18 protein-coding genes are annotated in these 19,957 nt (G+C 43.9%); 8 read left to right on the top strand and 10 right to left on the bottom strand.

Annotated features, from left to right (window positions below; translation table 11 throughout):
- Positions 1–97 precede the first annotated feature (97 nt).
- Both KL866_RS17385 and KL866_RS17380 read left to right on the top strand, forming a co-directional pair.
- A complete protein-coding gene (locus KL866_RS17385; RefSeq protein ID WP_251140132.1) occupies positions 98–487 on the top strand; it encodes a DUF4426 domain-containing protein in 390 nt (129 codons plus the stop codon).
- A gap of 347 nt (positions 488–834) precedes the next feature.
- A complete protein-coding gene (locus KL866_RS17380; RefSeq protein WP_214996189.1) occupies positions 835–2,925 on the top strand; it encodes an NADPH-dependent 2,4-dienoyl-CoA reductase in 2,091 nt (696 codons plus the stop codon).
- Here the strand turns inward: KL866_RS17380 and KL866_RS17375 are convergent.
- From KL866_RS17375 to KL866_RS17365, 3 genes are all read right to left on the bottom strand, one after another.
- Positions 2,922–3,257, bottom strand: a complete 336-nt coding sequence (locus KL866_RS17375; RefSeq protein ID WP_118492729.1) for a VOC family protein — start codon at positions 3,255–3,257, stop codon at positions 2,922–2,924. The two genes, KL866_RS17380 and KL866_RS17375, sit on opposite strands and share 4 nt — an antisense overlap.
- Before the next feature lie 162 nt (positions 3,258–3,419).
- Positions 3,420–5,264, bottom strand: a complete 1,845-nt coding sequence (locus tag KL866_RS17370; protein WP_214996187.1) for a DUF885 family protein — start codon at positions 5,262–5,264, stop codon at positions 3,420–3,422.
- A 244-nt stretch (positions 5,265–5,508) separates the two neighbouring features.
- Positions 5,509–6,150, bottom strand: a complete 642-nt coding sequence (locus KL866_RS17365) for a glutathione S-transferase family protein (RefSeq protein WP_214996185.1) — start codon at positions 6,148–6,150, stop codon at positions 5,509–5,511.
- A 356-nt stretch (positions 6,151–6,506) separates the two neighbouring features.
- Between KL866_RS17365 and sodC the strand changes: the two genes are divergently transcribed.
- Entirely contained in the window at positions 6,507–7,049 is a 543-nt protein-coding gene (gene sodC, locus KL866_RS17360; RefSeq protein WP_214996183.1) for a superoxide dismutase family protein, read from the top strand.
- A gap of 114 nt (positions 7,050–7,163) precedes the next feature.
- Here sodC and KL866_RS17355 read toward each other — a convergent pair whose 3' ends face one another.
- Positions 7,164–7,598, bottom strand: a complete 435-nt coding sequence (locus KL866_RS17355; RefSeq protein ID WP_214996181.1) for an OsmC family protein — start codon at positions 7,596–7,598, stop codon at positions 7,164–7,166.
- A 580-nt stretch (positions 7,599–8,178) separates the two neighbouring features.
- On the opposite strand from KL866_RS17355, the gene msrA reads away from it, so the two are divergent.
- Both msrA and KL866_RS17345 read left to right on the top strand, forming a co-directional pair.
- A complete protein-coding gene (gene msrA, locus KL866_RS17350; RefSeq protein WP_214996180.1) occupies positions 8,179–8,781 on the top strand; it encodes a peptide-methionine (S)-S-oxide reductase MsrA in 603 nt (200 codons plus the stop codon).
- Between the two features lie 114 nt (positions 8,782–8,895).
- Positions 8,896–9,417 carry a DUF421 domain-containing protein gene (locus tag KL866_RS17345; RefSeq protein WP_214996178.1) on the top strand — a complete coding sequence of 174 codons (522 nt, stop codon included), beginning with the start codon at positions 8,896–8,898 and terminating at the stop codon, positions 9,415–9,417.
- Between the two features lie 35 nt (positions 9,418–9,452).
- On the opposite strand, the gene KL866_RS17340 is transcribed toward KL866_RS17345, so the two are convergent.
- Genes KL866_RS17340 through KL866_RS17330 form a run of 3 tightly spaced genes read right to left on the bottom strand, consistent with a single transcriptional unit; the run spans position 9,453 to position 11,048 of the window.
- A complete protein-coding gene (locus KL866_RS17340) occupies positions 9,453–9,800 on the bottom strand; it encodes an AzlD domain-containing protein (protein ID WP_214996176.1) in 348 nt (115 codons plus the stop codon).
- Entirely contained in the window at positions 9,790–10,512 is a 723-nt protein-coding gene (locus KL866_RS17335; protein ID WP_025256199.1) for an AzlC family ABC transporter permease, read from the bottom strand. The genes KL866_RS17340 and KL866_RS17335 overlap by 11 nt, the downstream gene beginning before the upstream one ends.
- A complete protein-coding gene (locus tag KL866_RS17330; protein WP_311236160.1) occupies positions 10,509–11,048 on the bottom strand; it encodes a helix-turn-helix domain-containing protein in 540 nt (179 codons plus the stop codon). Before KL866_RS17330 ends, KL866_RS17335 begins: the two co-directional genes overlap by 4 nt.
- Before the next feature lie 527 nt (positions 11,049–11,575).
- Here KL866_RS17330 and KL866_RS17325 point away from each other — a divergent pair.
- Positions 11,576–12,847 (top strand): MFS transporter, encoded by a 1,272-nt coding sequence (locus tag KL866_RS17325; RefSeq protein WP_025256201.1) that lies wholly within the window; start codon positions 11,576–11,578, stop codon positions 12,845–12,847.
- 46 nt (positions 12,848–12,893) lie between these two features.
- Here the strand turns inward: KL866_RS17325 and KL866_RS17320 are convergent, their stop codons facing one another.
- The 3 genes from KL866_RS17320 to yaaA all read right to left on the bottom strand — a co-directional run bounded on the left by KL866_RS17320 (position 12,894) and on the right by yaaA (position 16,875).
- Positions 12,894–13,250 carry an RNA-binding protein gene (locus KL866_RS17320; protein WP_025256202.1) on the bottom strand — a complete coding sequence of 119 codons (357 nt, stop codon included), beginning with the start codon at positions 13,248–13,250 and terminating at the stop codon, positions 12,894–12,896.
- A gap of 159 nt (positions 13,251–13,409) precedes the next feature.
- Positions 13,410–15,803, bottom strand: a complete 2,394-nt coding sequence (locus tag KL866_RS17315) for a TonB-dependent receptor domain-containing protein (protein WP_025256203.1) — start codon at positions 15,801–15,803, stop codon at positions 13,410–13,412.
- A gap of 295 nt (positions 15,804–16,098) precedes the next feature.
- Positions 16,099–16,875, bottom strand: coding sequence for a peroxide stress protein YaaA (gene yaaA, locus KL866_RS17310; RefSeq protein WP_025256204.1), 777 nt, complete (start codon positions 16,873–16,875; stop codon positions 16,099–16,101).
- A gap of 386 nt (positions 16,876–17,261) precedes the next feature.
- Here yaaA and tal point away from each other — a divergent pair, with 386 nt between their 5' ends.
- Positions 17,262–18,221, top strand: coding sequence for a transaldolase (tal, locus tag KL866_RS17305; RefSeq protein WP_025256205.1), 960 nt, complete (start codon positions 17,262–17,264; stop codon positions 18,219–18,221).
- Between the two features lie 15 nt (positions 18,222–18,236).
- Positions 18,237–19,886 (top strand): glucose-6-phosphate isomerase, encoded by a 1,650-nt coding sequence (pgi, locus tag KL866_RS17300; protein ID WP_025256206.1) that lies wholly within the window; start codon positions 18,237–18,239, stop codon positions 19,884–19,886.
- The last annotated feature ends 71 nt before the right edge of the window (positions 19,887–19,957 follow it).

The raw sequence follows: 19,957 nt of genomic DNA, 5'->3' as shown, positions 1-19,957 counted from the left end.
TTGTAAAAATAAATATGAAGGTAAAAGTAAGGTCTATCATGAGTAAGATAAAACAAATTAATAAAGGCTATGTGGCATTTCTTGCAATGGTTATGGCTTGCTTAAGCTTTTCGGCGTTGCCGAGCAGAAAAAAACGCTAGGCGAATGGGATGTACACTACATGGTAGTAAGTACGCCATTTCTAACACCTGAAGTTGCGGCGAATTACGGTATTGTTAGAAGCAAGTTTAACGCGCTGGTTAATATCTCTGTACTCGACAAAGTTTCAGGTAAAGCGCAACGTGCAGACGTAACAGGTACGGCAAAGAACCTTTTGGGCAACGCTCGCAAACTTACCTTTAAAAAGGTTGAAGAAGGCGATGCCATTTATTACCTCGCTGTACTGCCTTTTCGCGACCAAGAAACGTTCAGGTTTGAAATTGACGTTCAAAAAGGTGCCAGCAAACAAACGCTGAAGTTCCAACAAAAAATGTATGTAGATGAATAGGCAACTGCAGGTTACATCCTTTATTAGGCAATAATGTTTACGCAGTAAACCTTGCCAATGCTGATAATTTGTAACCTCTTTTTACTAAACATACTTTTAAAATTGATAAAGCGAGATAGCCTTAAGTGGGTATCTCGCTTTTTTATTGTGTTAAAAAATTGATAACTCCCCTTTACCAATCTGATGCAGTAGTAAATAATCAAGACAACTGGTCGGGCAAGTTAGCTCGTGAAAATTAAAGCATTAGATACTGAAGCTTGTTGATGTGCGATTAAATTTGGTTTCGACTCACTTTAGTTGCTAAGCAACATGCTAGCTGCCTTCATAGCAAAAAATAGAGAATAAATATGAATACGCCCCCGTCACAATCTGCACCTCAGACCGCCGCAGCTCATTCTGTAAATACGTCAGAACAGCAGTCACCTTTTTACCCTAACCTATTAGCCCCATTAGATTTGGGTTTTACTACACTTCGTAACCGTACCCTGATGGGCTCGATGCATTTAGGTTTAGAGGAAGAAAAAGGCGGCTTTGATAAACTGGCAGCTTTCTATGCCGAGCGGGCAAAAGGCGGTGCTGGGCTTATAGTGACTGGCGGTATTAGCCCTAACATTTCAGGTTGGGTTGCGCCCTTCGCCGGCAGAATGACGCGCTCTCGCCACGCCAAGAAGCACCGTGTTATTACCGATGCTGTACATAAAGAAGACGGTAAGATTTGTATGCAAATACTGCATTCGGGTCGCTACGGTTATCACCCGCTTGCTGTTTCCGCTTCCCCCATGAAGTCGCCCATAACCCCTTTTAAGCCTCGTGAACTGTCCTCGCGCGGCGTGAGAAGCACAATTAAAGACTACGTTAAATGCGCCAGTCTGGCTCAGAAAGCAGGTTACGACGGTGTGGAGATTATGGGTTCGGAAGGCTACCTCATAAATCAGTTTTTCTGTGAGCGCACCAATCATCGAAATGATGAATGGGGCGGCAGTTTAGAAAACCGTGCTCGCTTAGCGATAGAGATAGTAAAAGGTGTGCGCGAGAAAGTAGGTACTAACTTCATTATTATCTATCGTCTGTCTATGCTGGATTTAGTTGAAGGCGGCGCTAAGTGGGACGAAGTTGTATATTTAGCCAAAGAAATCGAAAAAGCAGGCGCTACGCTAATTAATACTGGCATTGGTTGGCACGAAGCGCGAGTACCGACTATTTCCACATCTGTACCTCGTGCAGCGTTTACTTGGATAACCGAACGCATGAAAAAAGAGGTGAATATTCCTCTTATCACCACTAACCGTATTAACACCCCAGAGGTGGCAGAGTCAGTATTGGCACAAGGGCATGCTGACATGGTATCGATGGCACGCCCTTTCTTGGCTGACGCCCATTTTGTAGCCAAGGCGATGCGCAATGAGTCTAAACTTATTAACACCTGTATTGCCTGTAACCAGGCCTGCCTTGACCATGCGTTTGAGCAAAAACGCGCAAGTTGCTTAGTAAATCCACAAGCGTGCTATGAAACCGAACTAACTTTTGCACCTACGCAAAACAAGAAAAAGCTAGCGGTAGTAGGTGCAGGGCCTGCGGGTTTGGCGTTTTCTATGTATGCCGCTGAGCGAGGGCACGACGTGCATTTATTTGATAAATCCGCTGAAATTGGCGGTCAGTTCAATTATGCCAAACAAGTGCCCGGGAAAGAGGAGTTTTATGAAACCCTGCGTTATTTTGACAATCAACTTGCGAGAGTTGGCGTTACGATTCACCTTAACACAGAAGTGAACGCAGAAAGCCTCGTCGATGAGGGGTTTGATGAAGTGGTGCTAGCAAGCGGCATTAATCCGCGTAAGCTTGCTATTGAAGGTCACGACCACCCTAAAGTGATGAGTTATTTAGAGGTATTACGCGACCACAAGCCAGTAGGCAAGAAAGTTGCAATTATTGGTGCTGGCGGTATTGGATTTGACGTAGCGGAGTTCTTAGTTGAGCACGAACACTTAGCTAAGGATAAAGAAAAATGGCTGGCGCATTGGGGAATAGATAAAGACTACGCAGCACCGGGTGCACTGAAAGAAAAAGCCATAGAGCCTTCTGATCGCGAAGTGTATTTACTTCAACGTAAAACCTCTAAAGTAGGTAAAGGGCTGGGCAAAACTACGGGCTGGATCCACAGGCAATCATTGAAACATCACAATGTTCAAATGATAAATGGCGTTTCCTACGAGAAAGTTGACGACGAAGGCCTTCACGTACTGATTAACGACACGCCTAAGGTATTGCCTGTCGATAACGTTATTGTGTGTGCAGGCCAAGAGCCCTTTAAGCCTCTGCAGCAACCTCTAGAAAAGGCAGGATTTACCGTGCACATTATCGGCGGTGCTGACGTAGCGGCAGAACTCGATGCCAAGCGTGCTATTCGCCAAGGCGCAGAACTGGCAGCGCGAATTTAAAACTGATCAAACATGATAGCGTTGCCATCTGGGTCCTTTACGATAAAGTGCCCTGGGCCGCTATCGCCTTTCACGGGTACATCTAATGCAATGTCTTGCTCAACTAAACTCGCCTGAAGTGTTCTAACATCGCTGGGGTTAAAGGTCATAATGTTGTCTTCAAACATACCTTCGAATAAGCCAATCATGGTGTTGCCGTTTTTCATCATTAACCATTTATCTTCCACCGAGCCACATGAAGGCATAGCTTCAAAGCCTAATGCTTCGTAGAAGGCTTTCGATTTATTAATATCTTTGACCGTTAAACTTAATGAAAATAACCCTAACTCCACCTTGCGCTCCTTTGAACCTTTAGAAAAATTGTACAATTACTACTCTAGTTAAGCTATTCGTCAATATCACTGCTATTGGTCGCAAAAACGAAAAAAGCCAGCAAGGTCTTAAACTTACTGGCTTTATTGTGTATTAAGTTCTACTTAATTTGTCGCTTTTCTCTAACTTTTATGACTAGCAATCCAGCGGTCAATTTTCTGCTCAAGTATAGCAAGTGGAATACCACCTGTATTCAACACCTGCGCGTGGAACTCACGGATATCGAAATCGTCACCTAATGCTTTTTCGGCGCGAGCGCGCAGCTCTTGAATTTTGAGCGCGCCAACTTTGTAAGATAGCGCCTGCGACGGGATAGCAATATAACGCTCTACCTCAGCCACAACTTCTGTGCGGGTCATGCCTGAGTTTTCGAGCATAAAATCGATAGCTTGTTCACGGCTCCAGCCTTTAGCATGGATACCCGTATCTACCACCAAACGCATAGCGCGCAGCTGTTCATCCTGAAGCGTGCCGTAACGGTTCCATGGATCATCAAAGAAACCCATTTCATAACCCAAAGTTTCTGAATATAACGCCCACCCTTCGCCGAATGCAGGTAGGAAGCTGAAGCGCATGAATGAGGGTAGCGCTTCATTTTCTTGCGCAAGGCTGACTTGAAAATGGTGACCAGGCGCACCTTCATGAAGGTACAAAGTAACGTTACCCGTCGTTAAACGACTAGGTAGGTCATAAGCGTTAAAGTAGAAAGTACCAGGACGAGAGCCGTCTGGCGTGCCCGGCTGATAAGAACCACCTGCGCTAAATTGCTCAATTGCAGGATCGTAAGGTTTTATCTCTAGCTCAGACTTAGGCAATAGTGAGAAGTACTGATCAATTTTCTCGTCTACTTCGCGACCAATATCATAATAGTTTTGGGTTAGTGCCTCGCGACTTTCAGGCTTGAATTTAGGGTCGGTGCGCACATAATCGAAGAACTCATTTAGGGTGCCTTCAAAGTTCACTTCGTCTTTAATTTCAAGCATGTCATTTTTAATGCGCTTAACTTCTTTTAAGCCTAGCGTATGCAGTTCATCAGGCGTCATTGGCAGTGTAGTCGAACCTTCCACCATCAATTGATAAAGCTTTGCGCCACCTTTCATATCGCTAAGGCCAATACTGTCACGGGCAACAGGCAAGTACTCATCGCGCAGAAAGTCGCGCATGCGCGTGGTTGCATCGTAAATCTCTTGCGTCGCTTTTTCATACTCAGCGGTTAAGCGGGCTTTTTCTTCGTCAGAGAAGCTTTCTGGGAACATGGTAATTGGCCCCCAAAATTGTGACTCTTTAATTGGGATAGCCAGTTGAGTATCAAACTGTTTTATCACTCGGTCGATAGTCAATTTAGTTTCAAGTACACCACTTTCCATGCCCTCGCGAAACTTGCCGATAGCACGATCTGATATCGCGATGTAATCTTTATGGCGAGATAAATTATTTTCATAATCTTCTAGGGTTTTAAATGGCGCTGCGCCTTTTCCGCTTGCAAATGTTGGATAGAAGGTATGAAACCCGCTAAAGTGATTTACAGGACGTACTTCTGTGAGGGCTTCAATTTCGTCGCTCGACATTTTTAGCGAGCGCTCTTGGTTGTATTTGAATACATCGTAGGCAAGTTTATCGGTGTCGCTTAACTTACTGCGGTCAATTTGTTTAAGCTCAGACAAATTCAATAATGTCGCTGTTTTTCCCGCTAAAGCGTGAGAGTCTGTTAAGAAGTCGCCCATTCTGTCTGCGTAACGCATGTCGCCACGAAAAATGGCCATAATCGGGTTTAGCTCGATATTGCGCTGGTCGGCAGCCGCAAATATCGCAAAAAGTTTATCGTGCTCAGACACTTCTCTTGATACTGATTTAGTTTTCTGTGAACTCTGCATATCTGCGTGATTGTGTGCATATACTACCGCCGAACTAAAGCCCAGTGCGATTGCCACTGCACTGCTGACGAGTAGTGTTTTAAATGATTTCATTTGTCATTACCTTCTTGTTTTATTATCTCACCGCTAATTTTTAGTAAGCTTTTATACCAACGGCGCTGTCGTTATATGTTTTTGCCCTACAATGACGTAGCAAACTGCTTTAATTATTGGCACCTGAACCGGATACTCAATATCAAATTCACATTTGATGAATTGTAATCTAATGCACACTCAGCCAGGCTTGTAATTTACACCACTTCAATCCAGCCAAAGGCTGTTTAGGCTCTGTAAGCAATTATTCAGGCAAATAAGCCATCTCTTGTCGCCATGCTCTTTCATAGGCTTCACGGCCCAATACACGTTTCGCGTAAGCCCCTACATTGTCTGTTTTACCGTCTAGCGTGATATCAAGTTTACTGCCTTTCGCCCACGCCAAAATATGACCTGCGATCACGTCGGCCATGGTAAACATAGCGCCACACGCAAACTCTTTGTCGCCAAGCATAGAGGAGAAAACCAACAATACTCGCTTAAATTCCCATACCGCTATTTCGCGCATTTGTTCAAGTCTCTGCTCTTTTGGCAGCGCAAAGGTGTGTTTTGCCAAATTCCAAATGGGCTGCTCTAATTCACTGCTAAGAAACAGCATCATCTCTTCATATTTTGCACGCTCAAAACTGGCTGGCTCTGGGATAAATTCATGCATGCCGTGTCTTTCAGCTAAAAAGGTGACAATAGCAGCAGACTCGGTCAAGGTACCTTCGGGTGTTGCTAGCGCTGGGATTTTTGCTGCCGGGCTTATGGTTCTATATTCCTCTGTCAGGTGTTGCCCTTGTTTTAGGTCAATCAACTTGTATTCGAAAGGTAAGCCTAGTTCTTCCAATGCCCATGCCACGCGAACTGAGCGGGTTTTCGGATAACCGTAAAGTGTATACATGACAATGTCCTTTAAAAACTGGATGTGGGCTAACTGTAAGTCGAATAGGAAAAAAGTGCCACCACCATATTGTTACTGATTTTTACCGCGCGGGTACAAACTTATCCGCCTTCAGTTCATAAAACGTAGAAAAAGAATATAGAAATACATTCGGTAACTTTTTCACAGGAACGCTATAAGTCTTGCACCTAACGTGGGGGATTTTTTTGAGTACTGAGAGCTATATATGGCCTAAAGTTCACAATAGTAGGGCCTACGGTACCTTTTCTTTCACTTCGCACAAACTGGTTTATTTTATGCTGTTTAACTTCGTAGTTGCTCGAAAACGAATCATTAATTTAGTGAAGGAGAATACTATGAAGAAGCGTTTATTTACTACTTTAGCAGGCTCAATTTCTTTGGTCCTAAGTGCTGGGAGTTTTGCCGGCCATCACGAAGAAGGGAAAGAAGTGGTGATGAAAAACTTAGAAACTGGGAATGCTATGGGTACAGTTATGGTGAGCAGTCACGATGATGACGGCGTGGTATTCACACCTAAGCTGTCAGGGTTGACGCCGGGAACCCATGGCTTCCACGTTCATCAAAATGGAGATTGCTCCCCTGCAATGAAGGATGGCAAAAAGGTGTTAGGTGGCGCAGCTGGCGGTCACTTTGACCCAGAAAATACCGATAAACATAGAGCTCCGTGGTCTGAGCGCGGTCATGAAGGCGATCTTCCCGTGCTTTATGTAAATGAAGAAGGTGAGGCTACTCAGCCAATTTTCGCGCCAGAACTTGAGCTGGAAGATATTGAAGGTCGCGCGCTAATGATTCATGCAGGCGGCGATAACTATTCTGATTCCCCTAAAAAGCTCGGCGGCGGTGGCAAACGCGTGGCTTGTGGTGTAATTAGCAAATAAAACACAATTAATATAAAAGAGCGGCTTTTTTAAGCCGCTCTTTCTTTTCTGATGTTTGTAAAACAAGCTCGCATATTTTTCAGCAATGTGAGCTTGTTTTATTGATTGAAATGGTTAGCCCTTATTCAACCGGTATTCCAAGGTAATGTTGGCATTTAGCAGTTGAGAAACGGGGCAATTCTCCTTCGCTTCTTGGGCTATTTTTTCAAATTCATCTTCGGTGATCCCGTCAACGTCAGCGTCTAACGTCAATGCGGACTGAGTGATTTCAAAACCGTCATCGCTTTTGTCTAGGCTGATTTTGGCCGTTGTATTTAATTCGCCGTCTTCATACCCTGCATCGGACAACGCAAACGAAAGCGCCATAGTGAAACAGCTCGCATGAGCTGCGCCAATTAATTCTTCAGGGTTGGTCCCTTTTCCATCTTCAAACCGTGTGTTAAAACCATAAGGTTGATTGGACAAAGCGCCTGTTTCCGTAGAAATGCTGCCCTTCCCTTTTTTACCTAACGGCTTGTATGCTGCACTACCTGATTTGACTATAGACATATTATCTTCCTTACTTTCTACTTAATTAAATCTGAGCCAAACTCTTATAGAGATATGAACAAACGACAACCGATTACACGAAGTAAAGCAGTGTTTAATTAGCGATAAGCAAAACTAAACTGCCTCACAGAGTGATATCACGAATCGTTGCATATTTTGACTCACACGTAATTCCTGTGATGCAAGTGCTCTGCCGACTAAAAGGCTTTTACTCCAGCCCCTGTCATGGCAGGGCTACAGAGCAGTCGCGTAAAATTAGGTGGGAGTGAATTTGCTACCAGTGCAAGCAGGCTACAGAGTTTGATGCAAATTTTACTTACCCTCTTTTTATCTTTTTCAGCACCAAGTATTTTTGATTCTAGTGCGATACAGACAATCGCTAGCTAGGCCCCCTTTTTCTAAGCGAGTAAAAAGTGATGATTCATTCTAAGATGAAATTAATTACAGCCTAAACCGTTCTTTATCTAATACTCGTATATGTTCATTAACATAGCCCCACTTTATGAGTCGTAACGCTCGGCAAGAAAACTTAGATACAGCCCATTGCGATATCGCTTAGTCAAAATATAAAAGGTACACAATGAAATCTACAATCACCGCAGTATTGTTCGGCGCAACTTTGAGTGCCGCGGTATTTACACCATCTACAAATGCCGATGAAGCTGTTTTAGCTGGAGGCTGCTTTTGGTGTATGGAATCTGATTTTGAGAAATTAGAAGGCGTAATCGACGTAGTCTCTGGGTTTACTGGTGGAAGTGCACCAAACCCTACCTACAACGGCAATCATAAAGGGCATTATGAAGCCGTAAAGATTACTTATGACGGCGAAGTGCTTTCTTATAAAGATATTCTCGATCATTTTTGGGTGAATATTGACCCTTTTGACGACAGAGGGCAGTTTTGCGACAAAGGTCCCAGCTACCTAAGCGCTATTTTTGTTGCAAACGATAAAGAACGTGCTATCGCCGAAAAAACAAAAGCTGACGTTATAACCCAGTTTCCGAAAAAAGAAGTGATAACACCAATACTTGATGCTTCTACCTTTTATCCAATTAAAGGTGATGAAATAGGCCACCAAGATTTCTATAAGAAAAGTCCCGTCCGCTACAAGTTCTACCGTTGGAACTGTGGTCGCGACCAGCGCTTAAAAGAAATCTGGGGCGACAAAGCCATGGGAAAATAAAAAATGCCAAGCAAGTTTAGCTAAGCCTAAATCTTAACGCTTCAACTCAACGTATTGCTAATACTCTATGCAGGTGAATGGATATTGATGCTATAGCAATATGAGGAGATGTGTATGTTTAGCGCTAGCCCAACGATTGACCTTTTATTTAGAGGCATTTTGCTTACCGTTATGGCAATGGTGTGGGTAGTATTACTAGTTCGTATTAATGGCTTACGTTCTTTTTCGAAGATGACAAACTTCGACTTCGTGATGACGGTAGCGGTGGGCTCATTACTCGCTAGTGCTTCTCAAACAACGAATTGGACGGCTTTCATTCAAGCCATGATTGCAATGGCCGCCTTGTTTATCGTGCAGTCCGTTACCGCCAAACTACGCAGAAAATCCGATAAAATTGAAGCGATAATGCAAAACACGCCGATTATCTTAATGAGAAACGGCGAAGTTATCGATAGCGCACTCGAAGAAACTCGAGTGGCGCGCAGTGATTTGCTAGCCAAGCTTAGGGAGGCGAACGTTTTAAATCTAAATGAAGTTAGGGCAGTAGTCCTTGAAACCACGGGCGACATCTCGGTTCTACATGGTGAACACTGCTCAGAAGCCTTGCTAAAGGGAACGAAAAGCGTAAAAAGCTAACTATCTATCCCCACTCCATTTAGCCTGCGTGATATCTATAAAAAGTGCAAAGCGCACCAGTATATTACGCCAAAAACGGCGACGCCCAAAAAGACGGGTAAGCCCAATGTCTTGGTTTTACGCCAAACGAGTATTGTTATGGCTGTTGCAACACATGTGGCTATCCAACTTGACGCTGACGGAGCTTTAGGAACAAGGGAAGCCCCCAACATAGCGGCTATCATTAATGGTCCCAGTACACTTAACCAGGTAGGCAAGTGCGCTTCGGAATTGTTGGCTTTGTGTTTATTGAAGTGACGCTGTGTCCATAGTAATGGTGCAACACGCAATGCATAAGTGCCTATAGCCGCCACGATAATTGCCACCCAAATATCAGTTTGCATGAGATGGTTTCCTTCCGGCATGAGAGGTAAGAACATAAAATGTGAGCGCACCAAACAGTGCAGCTAAAGGAATAGCCGCATTTTTGAAACTACTAAGGGCAATGAAAAGAGCAGTGGAGATAGTGACCAACAAGGTAACGACCCATTGTTTATTGGTAAACTTTGGCGCTAACAGAACAAGAAACAAGGCTGGTAAAGCAAACGGCATTACACTATCCAGAACTGGCCATTTTTGTGTAAGCGAATCTCCAGCTAACCCGCCCAGTGCTGTCCCCAAAATCCAACTAAACCACGCCACAATTGAAACACCTTTAAACCAATCAACTTTCTTGGCGTCTTCCATGCAAGGTAAACGTGTATGGGCTAGCGCAAAGATTTGGTCGGTAAGGCCATGCATTAAATAGGGCCACGCCCTACTTTGTGGTAAATAAGGCACTAAGTTGGGCGCGTAAACCACATGACGTATGTTGACTAGAAGCGTCATACACACCGCTAGCCAAAGAGGGGCCCCTGACGCCACCATGGCAACTAAAAGAAATTGCGACGCGCCGGCGTAAATGAACACAGAAATTAATGTTGCTTCTAATGTTGAAAAGCCAGCTTGAATAGCGATAACGCCAAATGAAATAGCAACCGGGATATACCCGCCTAGCAGGGGTAATCCATCTATGATCCCCTGCTTTAGCCCACTTTTTGAAGAAACTTGGTTCATTCCATTGCCTCTTTGTGATAAACGATGGTGATAAGGCAGGTTGCCCAGTCGTCTTGCGTTTTGTAGACGTGAGGTAAATCAGCCCTAAAATTAGTACTCTGGCCGGGGTGCAATAGTTGAGTACTGCCAATGTTCCCAGCTTCTAATGTACCGCTTATTACCGTAATGGTTTCCTTTGTTCCAGTCGCGTGAGCCTCGGCTTCTCGCAGCGTATTAGGTGCGACTGACATCCAGTAAGCATCTACATTAGGCTCTCCTTGTCCCTGCTCAATAAGACACACTTCCACCCCATTCTCTCCTACGCTTGTGCTAAGAGGTTGGACGAGCTGACCAAAGGGCACATCAAGTTGTTTGGCTAACCGCCAAATAGTATCTAACGTAGGATTGCCGTTGCCCTGCTCTAGTCTAGAGAGGTTAGATTTGGCAATACCCGCACCTGCAGCTAATTGAGATAACGAGACACCTTTATCTTGCCTAAGTTTCTGTAGGTGCCTACCTAGAATATTCAGGGTAGATTGATTCACACGTTGCCACACCAATTTGTTCCATTTAAAGAACGTTCTATATATAGAACGAATTGAAGTCAAGAAATTTGTTCTTTGACTCGAATAATTGTTCGAAAATAGATGCGGCTATATCGGCTAGCCCTGCATAAAATGTTAACAGCTGGCTGAGCAAAAACGATAGGCGTTGAGGGCTTTTACGCAAGCAAAACAATCACTTTAGTATTGAGTTAGTACACCTACGTATTACTGAAAAAATTACGTGACTTAAATCATTAACAAACACACTACATTTAAAGCGCTGAAATGATTAAGAAATCTTATCAGCTACCGTTACTAAATAATCATTCGCTGCTAAGATCTTATCCAATTAATGAATGAATAAAGCACAAGCTTGGGGCTTTTGGCCTTTGTGAACAGCCAAAGCAATAGCTTCCAAATATAGAAAACCGGCAAACATACCATTTGCCGGTTTTTGTATTTTATCTTGTGCAAGTGCGCCGTGCTCAAGCAGCTAGCAAGCGATTGAATGGTAAGAAATGAAGGAACAAAGGTAGTTTATGGCGAATCAAACTGACGATATGACTTCTACTCAGGCAGTGTCTAATCGAGCCCGTTCAAAAGAAAAATCAGCGACGGAAGGATATTCACTGGCGACTATTACATTTTGGCTAGCTTTCGGTACTTTTGTAATAGGTTGCAGCGAATTTGCTGCTATGGGCTTACTCCCTTACTTCGCTGAAGATTTCGGTATTACAGAAAACGTCGCTGGCCATGCCATTAGTGCCTATGCCATTGGTGTTGTAGTAGGCGCTCCGCTTATTACTATTTTCTTTTCTCGTCTTGCCCGACGCACCATGCTTATCTCAATGATGGTATTTTATGCTGGCGGAAACCTGTTAACAGCATTAGCATGGTCAGAATGGACAATGAACATAGCTCGCTTTATTGCCGGCCTTCCTCATGGTGCTTACTTCGGTATTGCCATGCTTTTTGCAGCTGACATTGCCGGTAAAAATAAACGGGCGCAAGCTGTCAGTAATATCATTTTAGGCTTAGCTATCGCCAATATTATTGGTGTGCCGTCTATTAGCGGTATAGGCCAAATGTTCGGGTGGAGAACCGGCTTCTTTATTATTTCAGCCTTTGCCTTGGTTACCGCATTAATGGTGTGGAAAACGGCACCCTACCGCGGACCAAACCCAGATGCCAAACCGTTAACTGAGCTTAAAGCGCTGAAAAACAAAGATGTGCTGCTGGTTCTACTTATGGGCGCTATAGGCTTTGGTGGTATGTTCTCGGTGTACTCTTATTTCAGCGCCTCGTACTTAAACACGACCTCGGCACCTGAATGGGGAATCTCAGCAACTTTGCTTATCTATGGCATTGGTGTGACCCTGGGCAACATTATCGCTGGGCGCTATTCTGAAGGCAGACTTCTAACTTCAGCTATCGTATTTCAGGTTCTACTGGGTTTATCTGCAGCCGCTTACGCCGCGTCTATGGGCCATCCATATTTGATGGCGGCCTCACTGTTTTTCATTGGTATAGGCGGCGGTATGGTAGTACCACTTCAAACACGTTTAATGGATGTAGCTGGCGAAGCACAAACCTTAGCGGGTGCAATGAACCATGCAGCATTTAATACCGCCAATGCGCTAGGCCCGTGGTTGGCAGGTATGGCTCTTTCAGCAGGATTTGGGTATACATCCACAGGCTGGGTAGGTTTAGCGTTAGCCGGTGGTGGCGTGTTGGTTTGGCTAGCCATTGTTATGACTGCTCGCAATACTCAAGTAAAGACAGCAACCGTATCTGGTCAAATGAATGTCTAGCGCTAACAACCTTCGTGGTCGGCGCTAGTCAATTAGATTTCTCTGGCTATTGCTTGGTATCGTTTTCGATTTCGGAATTATTAAGAGAAGCACTTCCCCATACATCTTCGGGGATGTCTCTTTTAGGCGCGGGTGCGCTGTCTATCGCTTCAGCTTGCTTCTTCTCTTGATTTGACCACTTAACACGAATTTTCTTACCGTCGATAACTTTGGCGTTAAGCGTTTCAATGGCTTTATCGGTTTCTTCTTGCGTGCTCATTTCAACAAAGCCGAAGCCTTTAGATAAACCCGACGCCTCATCCATCACTAGGTCGCATGACGCTATGGTGCCAAACTCAGAAAACAAGGCTTCGAGATTGTCTTGGGTGAAAGCTTTAGGTAGATTACGGACTAGTATGCTCAAGGTTTAGCTCAACTTATTAAATAACATGCTTGCCCAATTATAGCATGCTCAAAACCGACATGGTTAAAGGTTTAACAGTCTGAGGTACATAGACTGCTATTTCAAAAGAAAAAAACCGGTAACTAGGTTACCGGCTTTTCACACTAGTTTTAACGCATTCTAAAATGTTGCATTCACGCCCACCCAAAGGTTTCGCGCGCGATCTTTAATATTATAGTCATCTAAAAACACGACTTCACTTACCGCGCCACTACCCGTTACGTAATCAAACGTACCATCGTTATTTAGATCGTTATATTCGGTTGTATATGAAGTAAAGTCTTCGTCCAACAAATTATTAATACGCGCATTCACACTAACGTAGTCGTTAATGCGGTATCTCGCTCCAAGTGTCAACAATTGATAATTTTTGTAATAAAGGGGCTTATCAAGGTTACTGTCCCATCCGCGATAGCGGTCCGAGCGTATTTGTGACTGGGCATATAAACTAAAATCTTCCGTGACATCCCAGTTTAGCGTGATATTCGCCATATGTTCAGCGGTGTTAGTCAATGGCTGACCTTCCTCTGGACCGCTCTTTTGCTCACTGTCAGTCCAAGTATAGTTAGCCGTCATAAACCACTTTGTCCCTATTTGCCAGCGGCCTGCGAGTTCTATACCTTGCAAATCTACGTCATCAATATTTATTTTTTGACTATAGGTGTCATAGCCTAACTGATCATAATCGCCTAAATTGACACACGGACGTGCACCGCCTGTTACTTCGCAGCTGTATACTGTATCGCCACTTGCAATTTTATCTTTGAACTTAGTATTAAAGTAGGTGATGTTTGCATTATGGCCTGCGTCACTGTTCCAATATACTGCAATTTCACTATTTACACTGGTTTCAGGTTCTAATTCTGGATTCCCCGCAAATGGCGAAGTACCCTGCCCTCCAAAGCCTGTGACACCATCGTAGAGATCCGTCGTATTCGGCGTTTTGTATCCAGTGCTAACGCCACCTTTAACCGTCCAGTTGTCATTCATTGTGTAAACTGCATAAAGACGAGGAGATACTTGGCTTCCGAAAACATCGTGCTCATCGTAACGCACCCCGCCCGTTAAAGTCAGGTAGTCGTTCGGGCTCCAGTTGTCTTCGACAAACAATGACCACATTTTTTGTTCTTGCTTGCCACCAGCATTACTGTCTTCCAGACCAAATACACCGTCCAGTAATTCACCATCAATAACCTGTCCCCCAAGAACAATATTATGCTCGCCCATAGCGTTGGAGACAGGAATATCAACACGCACATCTAACGTGTACTGGCTACTTTCTAATGGTCTTTTTGGACGAGGTAAAAAAGTTTCCTCAGCTATGCTTCTACGTGTTTCTTCATCTAGCCCCTCGTAAACGCCTACACCGTCATACATTTCTTGCAATAACAAGCGTTCGGTTACGCTGAGCGGTAGGGTTCTTCCATCGTTTGATGTATCAACATGTGATAGAGCGATCATACTGGAAAAACCATCGAACTGCCCCTGATGCGTTATGGACCACCATTCACGATTGAACTCTTGGTCTGCTGCATATCCTGCGCGAGGGTTTACCACTCCGCCTCGAGCTGCCCATATAGAGTCTATATTGTCTTTAGTACCTAAAGGGTAGGTAATAGAGTCAGTTTCTATATTATAGGTTGGTGTATTGTCATAGGTTTGACCCGAATTATCGTAATCAAACTTGAAACTTTGATTTTCAAACGGGGTATAGAACAGTGTAAAACCATACTGTTCACTATCGCTATCTACCGTTTTTCCGCCACTACCAAACCCGAGCTCACGAACGTGAATGTCACCATTAGGGTCAACAGCAGGCTCAAATTCGGGATTAGACGCTTGACGCTCATAAATACTTCCCCTCACACCCAAGGTTAAAAGATCCTTAATCAGTGGACCTTGAGCAAAAAAGTCTGTGGTTATATCGTCGCCGAATTGATCGTCCGTCTGAATACTGCGGCCAAAGTTAATTGAGCCGCCCCAATTTTCAGAGCGCTTTTTAGTGATAACATTAATTACGCCACCCAAAGCATCGGCGCCATATAAGGTTGATGCAGGTCCACGAATTACTTCAATTCGCTCAATGGCTTCCATTGGAGGTACGTGACCAAACGCGTTACCGCCGAAGTTGTTCGGGTAGATATCGCCATGATTATTCATACGCACACCATCAATCAACAATAGCGTGTACTCACCAGTAAGCCCTCGCATACTTACTGTACCCTGACCCGTTTTATCTCTTGTCGTACCAATATCTATGCCTTCTTGAAACTGCACAGCATCGAGTAATGTGATAAATGAACGAGACTGTAGGTCTTCCTGAGTTATTACGGAAATACTTGCTGGCGCTTCCGTCAATTTTTGCTCAAACCCGGTTGCAGAGACAACAATGCGCTCCATTTCATTCCCGTCTGGTGTCATAACTGACTCTGCATTTACGACAGAAGGTAATATAGAACCGGCAACTGCTGCGGCTAGTAAGGTGATTCGCGTATTTAAAGAAGGGAGTGTCATTCAGTTAATTCCGTATTAGTTTTTAGTATCCCAAGTATTTTCCGTCGGGATATTACCAGCCTTTAATACTAAATGCGAATCAATTACATTAGCACCTTCATAAACAAACTTAACACACAAAGAGAGCGAGCATTGCTGTCAGAAAGACACTGCTCTTAAAGAACATTACTGTGAGGTGGTTATATATGTGGAGAAAGCGAGAAAAGCGATGTCACGTTATCTTGCGAAGTGAGAATGATATGTTTGCAAAAGCGCCTGCCTGTCCCAACAGTGCCGACGCCAGCGATATAAAGAATTAAGCTTCCTGATTACGAAGGAACACTAACTCTGTTGATGAACTCTGTTCTTCACTAAATTGATAGCCGTCTACATCGAAGTTTTTCAAGCCTTCTACATCTTCAACACGATTTTCAAGAATGTAGCGCGCCATCAAGCCACGGGCTTTCTTTGCGAAAAAGCTGATAATTTTATACTGACCGTTTTTGTAGTCTTTAAAGGTTGGCGTAATGATCATGCCGTCTAAAGACTTCTTCTTTACTGCTTTAAAATATTCATTTGAAGCAAGGTTGATTAACACATTATCACCCTGCGCTTCCAACGCCTTGTTTAGTACATAGGTAATACGATCATCCCAAAACGCGTACAAGTCTTTACCCTCAGGGTTCGCCAGTTTAGTCCCCATTTCTAGACGATAAGCCTGCATTAAATCTAGGGGTCTAAGCAGTCCATATAGACCGGACAAAATACGAAGGTGTTTTTGTGCGTATTCTACGGTGTCGCTGTCTAGCGAGTAAGCATCAAGCCCGGTATAAACATCGCCATTAAACGCATACATCGCCTGACGCGCATTCTCTGGTGTGAACGGTGTAGAAAATTCAGCAAAACGGTTTGCATTTAAGGTTGCCAGTTTATCACTTATTTTCATTAGCGATGACAAGTCTGCCGGAGATAAAGTGCGGCAAACTTCCATCAAACGTTCAGTGTCCTCAAGCATTTCAGGTTGAGTAAACTGACTTACTGGAATTTGACTTTCAAAATCTAGGTTTTTTGCTGGGGATACTACAACTAACATTTCGACTCCTTTACTTTCACGCATCTATTGTACCACCTGATACGCATTAAAAAGCAAAATAGCATAAGAAAGACACAAATTGGCTTAACAGAGAAATCCGATTAGTGAATTTGTCATTATTCAATGTATGAATTGTCACACGGGTTTGATATAAATAGGGTTACAAAAAAATATTCAAACAATAACCTTGATGCGCGGCTTATGAGTGCTTCTTGAAAACCAAAGCGCTATTTTCGACTTAGCTTAGTTTGTTTTTTACAAGCTAAGTAAACAGAGAGAAAACGCAAGCGCAATATCCTACAAAAACGCGCAAGCGTATCGTTTTATTCAACTGGCTTTTCTAGCGAGTTGTCCAAATTTATTATTGATAAAGTACAGAGAGAATTATGAGCAATCAGTTAGCTTCATTACGTGATATCACTACCGTAGTTGCCGATACCGGCGACATCGATGCCATCAAGAAATATCAGCCGGTTGACGCTACTACCAACCCGTCGCTACTGCTAAAAGCAGCAGGTCTTCCTCAGTATGCAAGCCTAATTGATGACGCTGTAGCATGGGCAAAACTTCAGTCAAACGATGCTGAGCAGCAGTTAACTGATGCTTCAGACAAGTTAGCAGTCGCCATTGGTAAAGAAATTTCTGCGACCATCCCTGGCCGTATTTCAACAGAAGTAGACGCGCGCCTATCGTTTGATACTGCTGCAACAATTGAAAAAGCAGAGCGCTTGGTACAGCTATATAAAGATGCAGGTATCGATAAGTCACGCATTCTTATTAAAATTGCTTCTACGTGGGAAGGTATTCAAGCTGCTGAAGCACTAGAGAAAAAAGGTATTCAGTGCAACCTAACACTGCTATTCAGTTTCGCCCAAGCGCAAGCATGTGCAGAAGCAGGCGTTTACCTTATCTCTCCATTCGTAGGCCGTATTTTAGACTGGTACAAAAAGGCGACCGGCACTGAGTCTTACGCACCAGATGAAGACCCCGGCGTAGTATCAGTGACCAAAATTTACAACTACTACAAAGAGTACGGCTACAAAACGGTTGTAATGGGCGCAAGCTTCCGCAACATTGGTGAAATTCAAGCACTAGCTGGCTGTGATCGTCTAACTATCAGCCCTGCACTACTTGAAGAACTAGCCAACGAGCCAGGTGAACTAGAAGTTAAGCTAAAAGACAATGGCGCGACAAAAACGCCAGGCGACCGTCTAACAGAAAGTGAGTTCCGCTGGGCAATGAACGAAGATGCGATGGCAACAGAAAAGCTTTCTGAAGGTATCCGTAACTTCGCAGCTGACCAAGAAAAGCTTGAGACCATGCTTCGCGAAAAACTAAGTGCATAAGGAACTGATTAGACAATGAGTGTTTTAACTTCTCTTTTAGAATGGAAAAAGCTGTCTGAACTCGCTTCAGCGGTAAAAGATGCCCACATGCGCGACTGGTTTGCGCAAGATCCAAGCCGTGCGGATAACATGCAGCTTGAAGCCTGCGGTATTTTTCTTGATTACTCAAAAAATCGCGTAAATGACGATGCGCTTAAAGGGCTTTTCGATCTTGCTCGAGCGTGCAAATTAGAAACCCTTCGTGACGCTATGTTTTCTGGTGAGCAGATTAACTCAACAGAAGGCCGCGCTGTGCTTCACACCGCACTTCGTAACTTCTCTGACCGCAAAGTAATGGTAGACGGCGAAGACGTCATGCCTGAAGTACACGCCACCCTTGAAAAAATTGAAGCCTTCACTGCCTCAATCCACAGTGGTGAACACAAAGGCTATACTGACAAACCTATTAAGCACATTGTAGCGATTGGTATTGGTGGTTCGTTCCTTGGCCCTAAAATCATGACCGAGGCGTTAAAACCTCACACGGTTGAAGCGGTTAAGGTTCACTTTGTTGCAAACGTTGACGGCTGTCACATTCACGATGTGTTATCTAGCGTTGATTTTGAAGAAACCCTTGTGGTTATGTCATCGAAGTCATTCTCTACTCAAGAGACGCTGCAGAACACGCTAACGGCTAAAGACTGGTTCTTGAAGTCTGGCGGTACACAAGAAGATATCGCTAAGCACTTTGTAGCAGTATCTTCAAACGTTAAGGCAGCAACCGAATTTGGTATTAGCGCCGATAACATTTTCCCTATGTGGGATTGGGTAGGCGGTCGTTACTCACTATGGTCAGCTATCGGCCTGCCTATTTCACTTGCTCTTGGCTTTGCAAACTTTAAAGGCTTGCTTGAAGGTGCATTTGAAATGGATACCCATTTCACGACGGCACCGCTTGAAGAAAACATGCCTGTATTGCTTGCATTGTTAGGCGTATGGTACAGAAACTTTTTCGATGCACAATCTCATGTACTACTGCCTTATTACCACTATCTTCGTGGTTTACCTGCTTATGTACAGCAGTTAGATATGGAAAGTAATGGTAAGGAAGTCACTCAAGAAGGTGAAAATGTAGACTATCCTACTGGCCCTATTATCTGGGGTAGCGAAGGAACAAATGGTCAGCACAGCTTCCACCAGCTTATTCACCAAGGCTCTGGCGTGATACCAGCAGACTTCATGCTGCCGCTTAACGTTCCTAACCAAGACGACACCCATCACGCTATGCTCGCGTCTAACTGTTTTGGTCAAACCCAGGCGCTGATGCAAGGTAAAACCTTTGAAGAATGTTATGCAGATCTTGATGGTAAAGGCCTAGACGACGCAGAACGCAAACGTTTGGCTGCCCATAAGACTATGCCTGGTAATAAGCCTAGCAACACTTTCTTATTCGATAGCCTTACACCTAAAACACTTGGCGCGCTGGTTGCAATGTATGAGCATAAGGTATTCGTTCAGGGTGTTATCTGGAACCTTAACTCATTCGACCAATGGGGCGTAGAGTTAGGTAAAGTACTAGGAAACCAAGTACTTGCTGGCATTCAAGGCGAAGCAGACAAAGATAATTTCGACGCTTCGACACAACAATTGATTGCAAAATTCAGAGCAGCGAATGCACCAAAATAAGGAATTCGAGGTGATATAAAATCACCCGCCTGGTGCAAAAACAAACTGAACGGTCAGCTTTTTAAATAAAG

Source organism: Alteromonas sp. ALT199, from assembly GCF_018619335.1.
Taxonomy (GTDB): Bacteria; Pseudomonadota; Gammaproteobacteria; order Enterobacterales; family Alteromonadaceae; genus Alteromonas.
The sequence above is the reverse complement of the archived record's forward strand: the minus strand, read 5'-3'. Positions and strand labels throughout refer to the sequence as shown.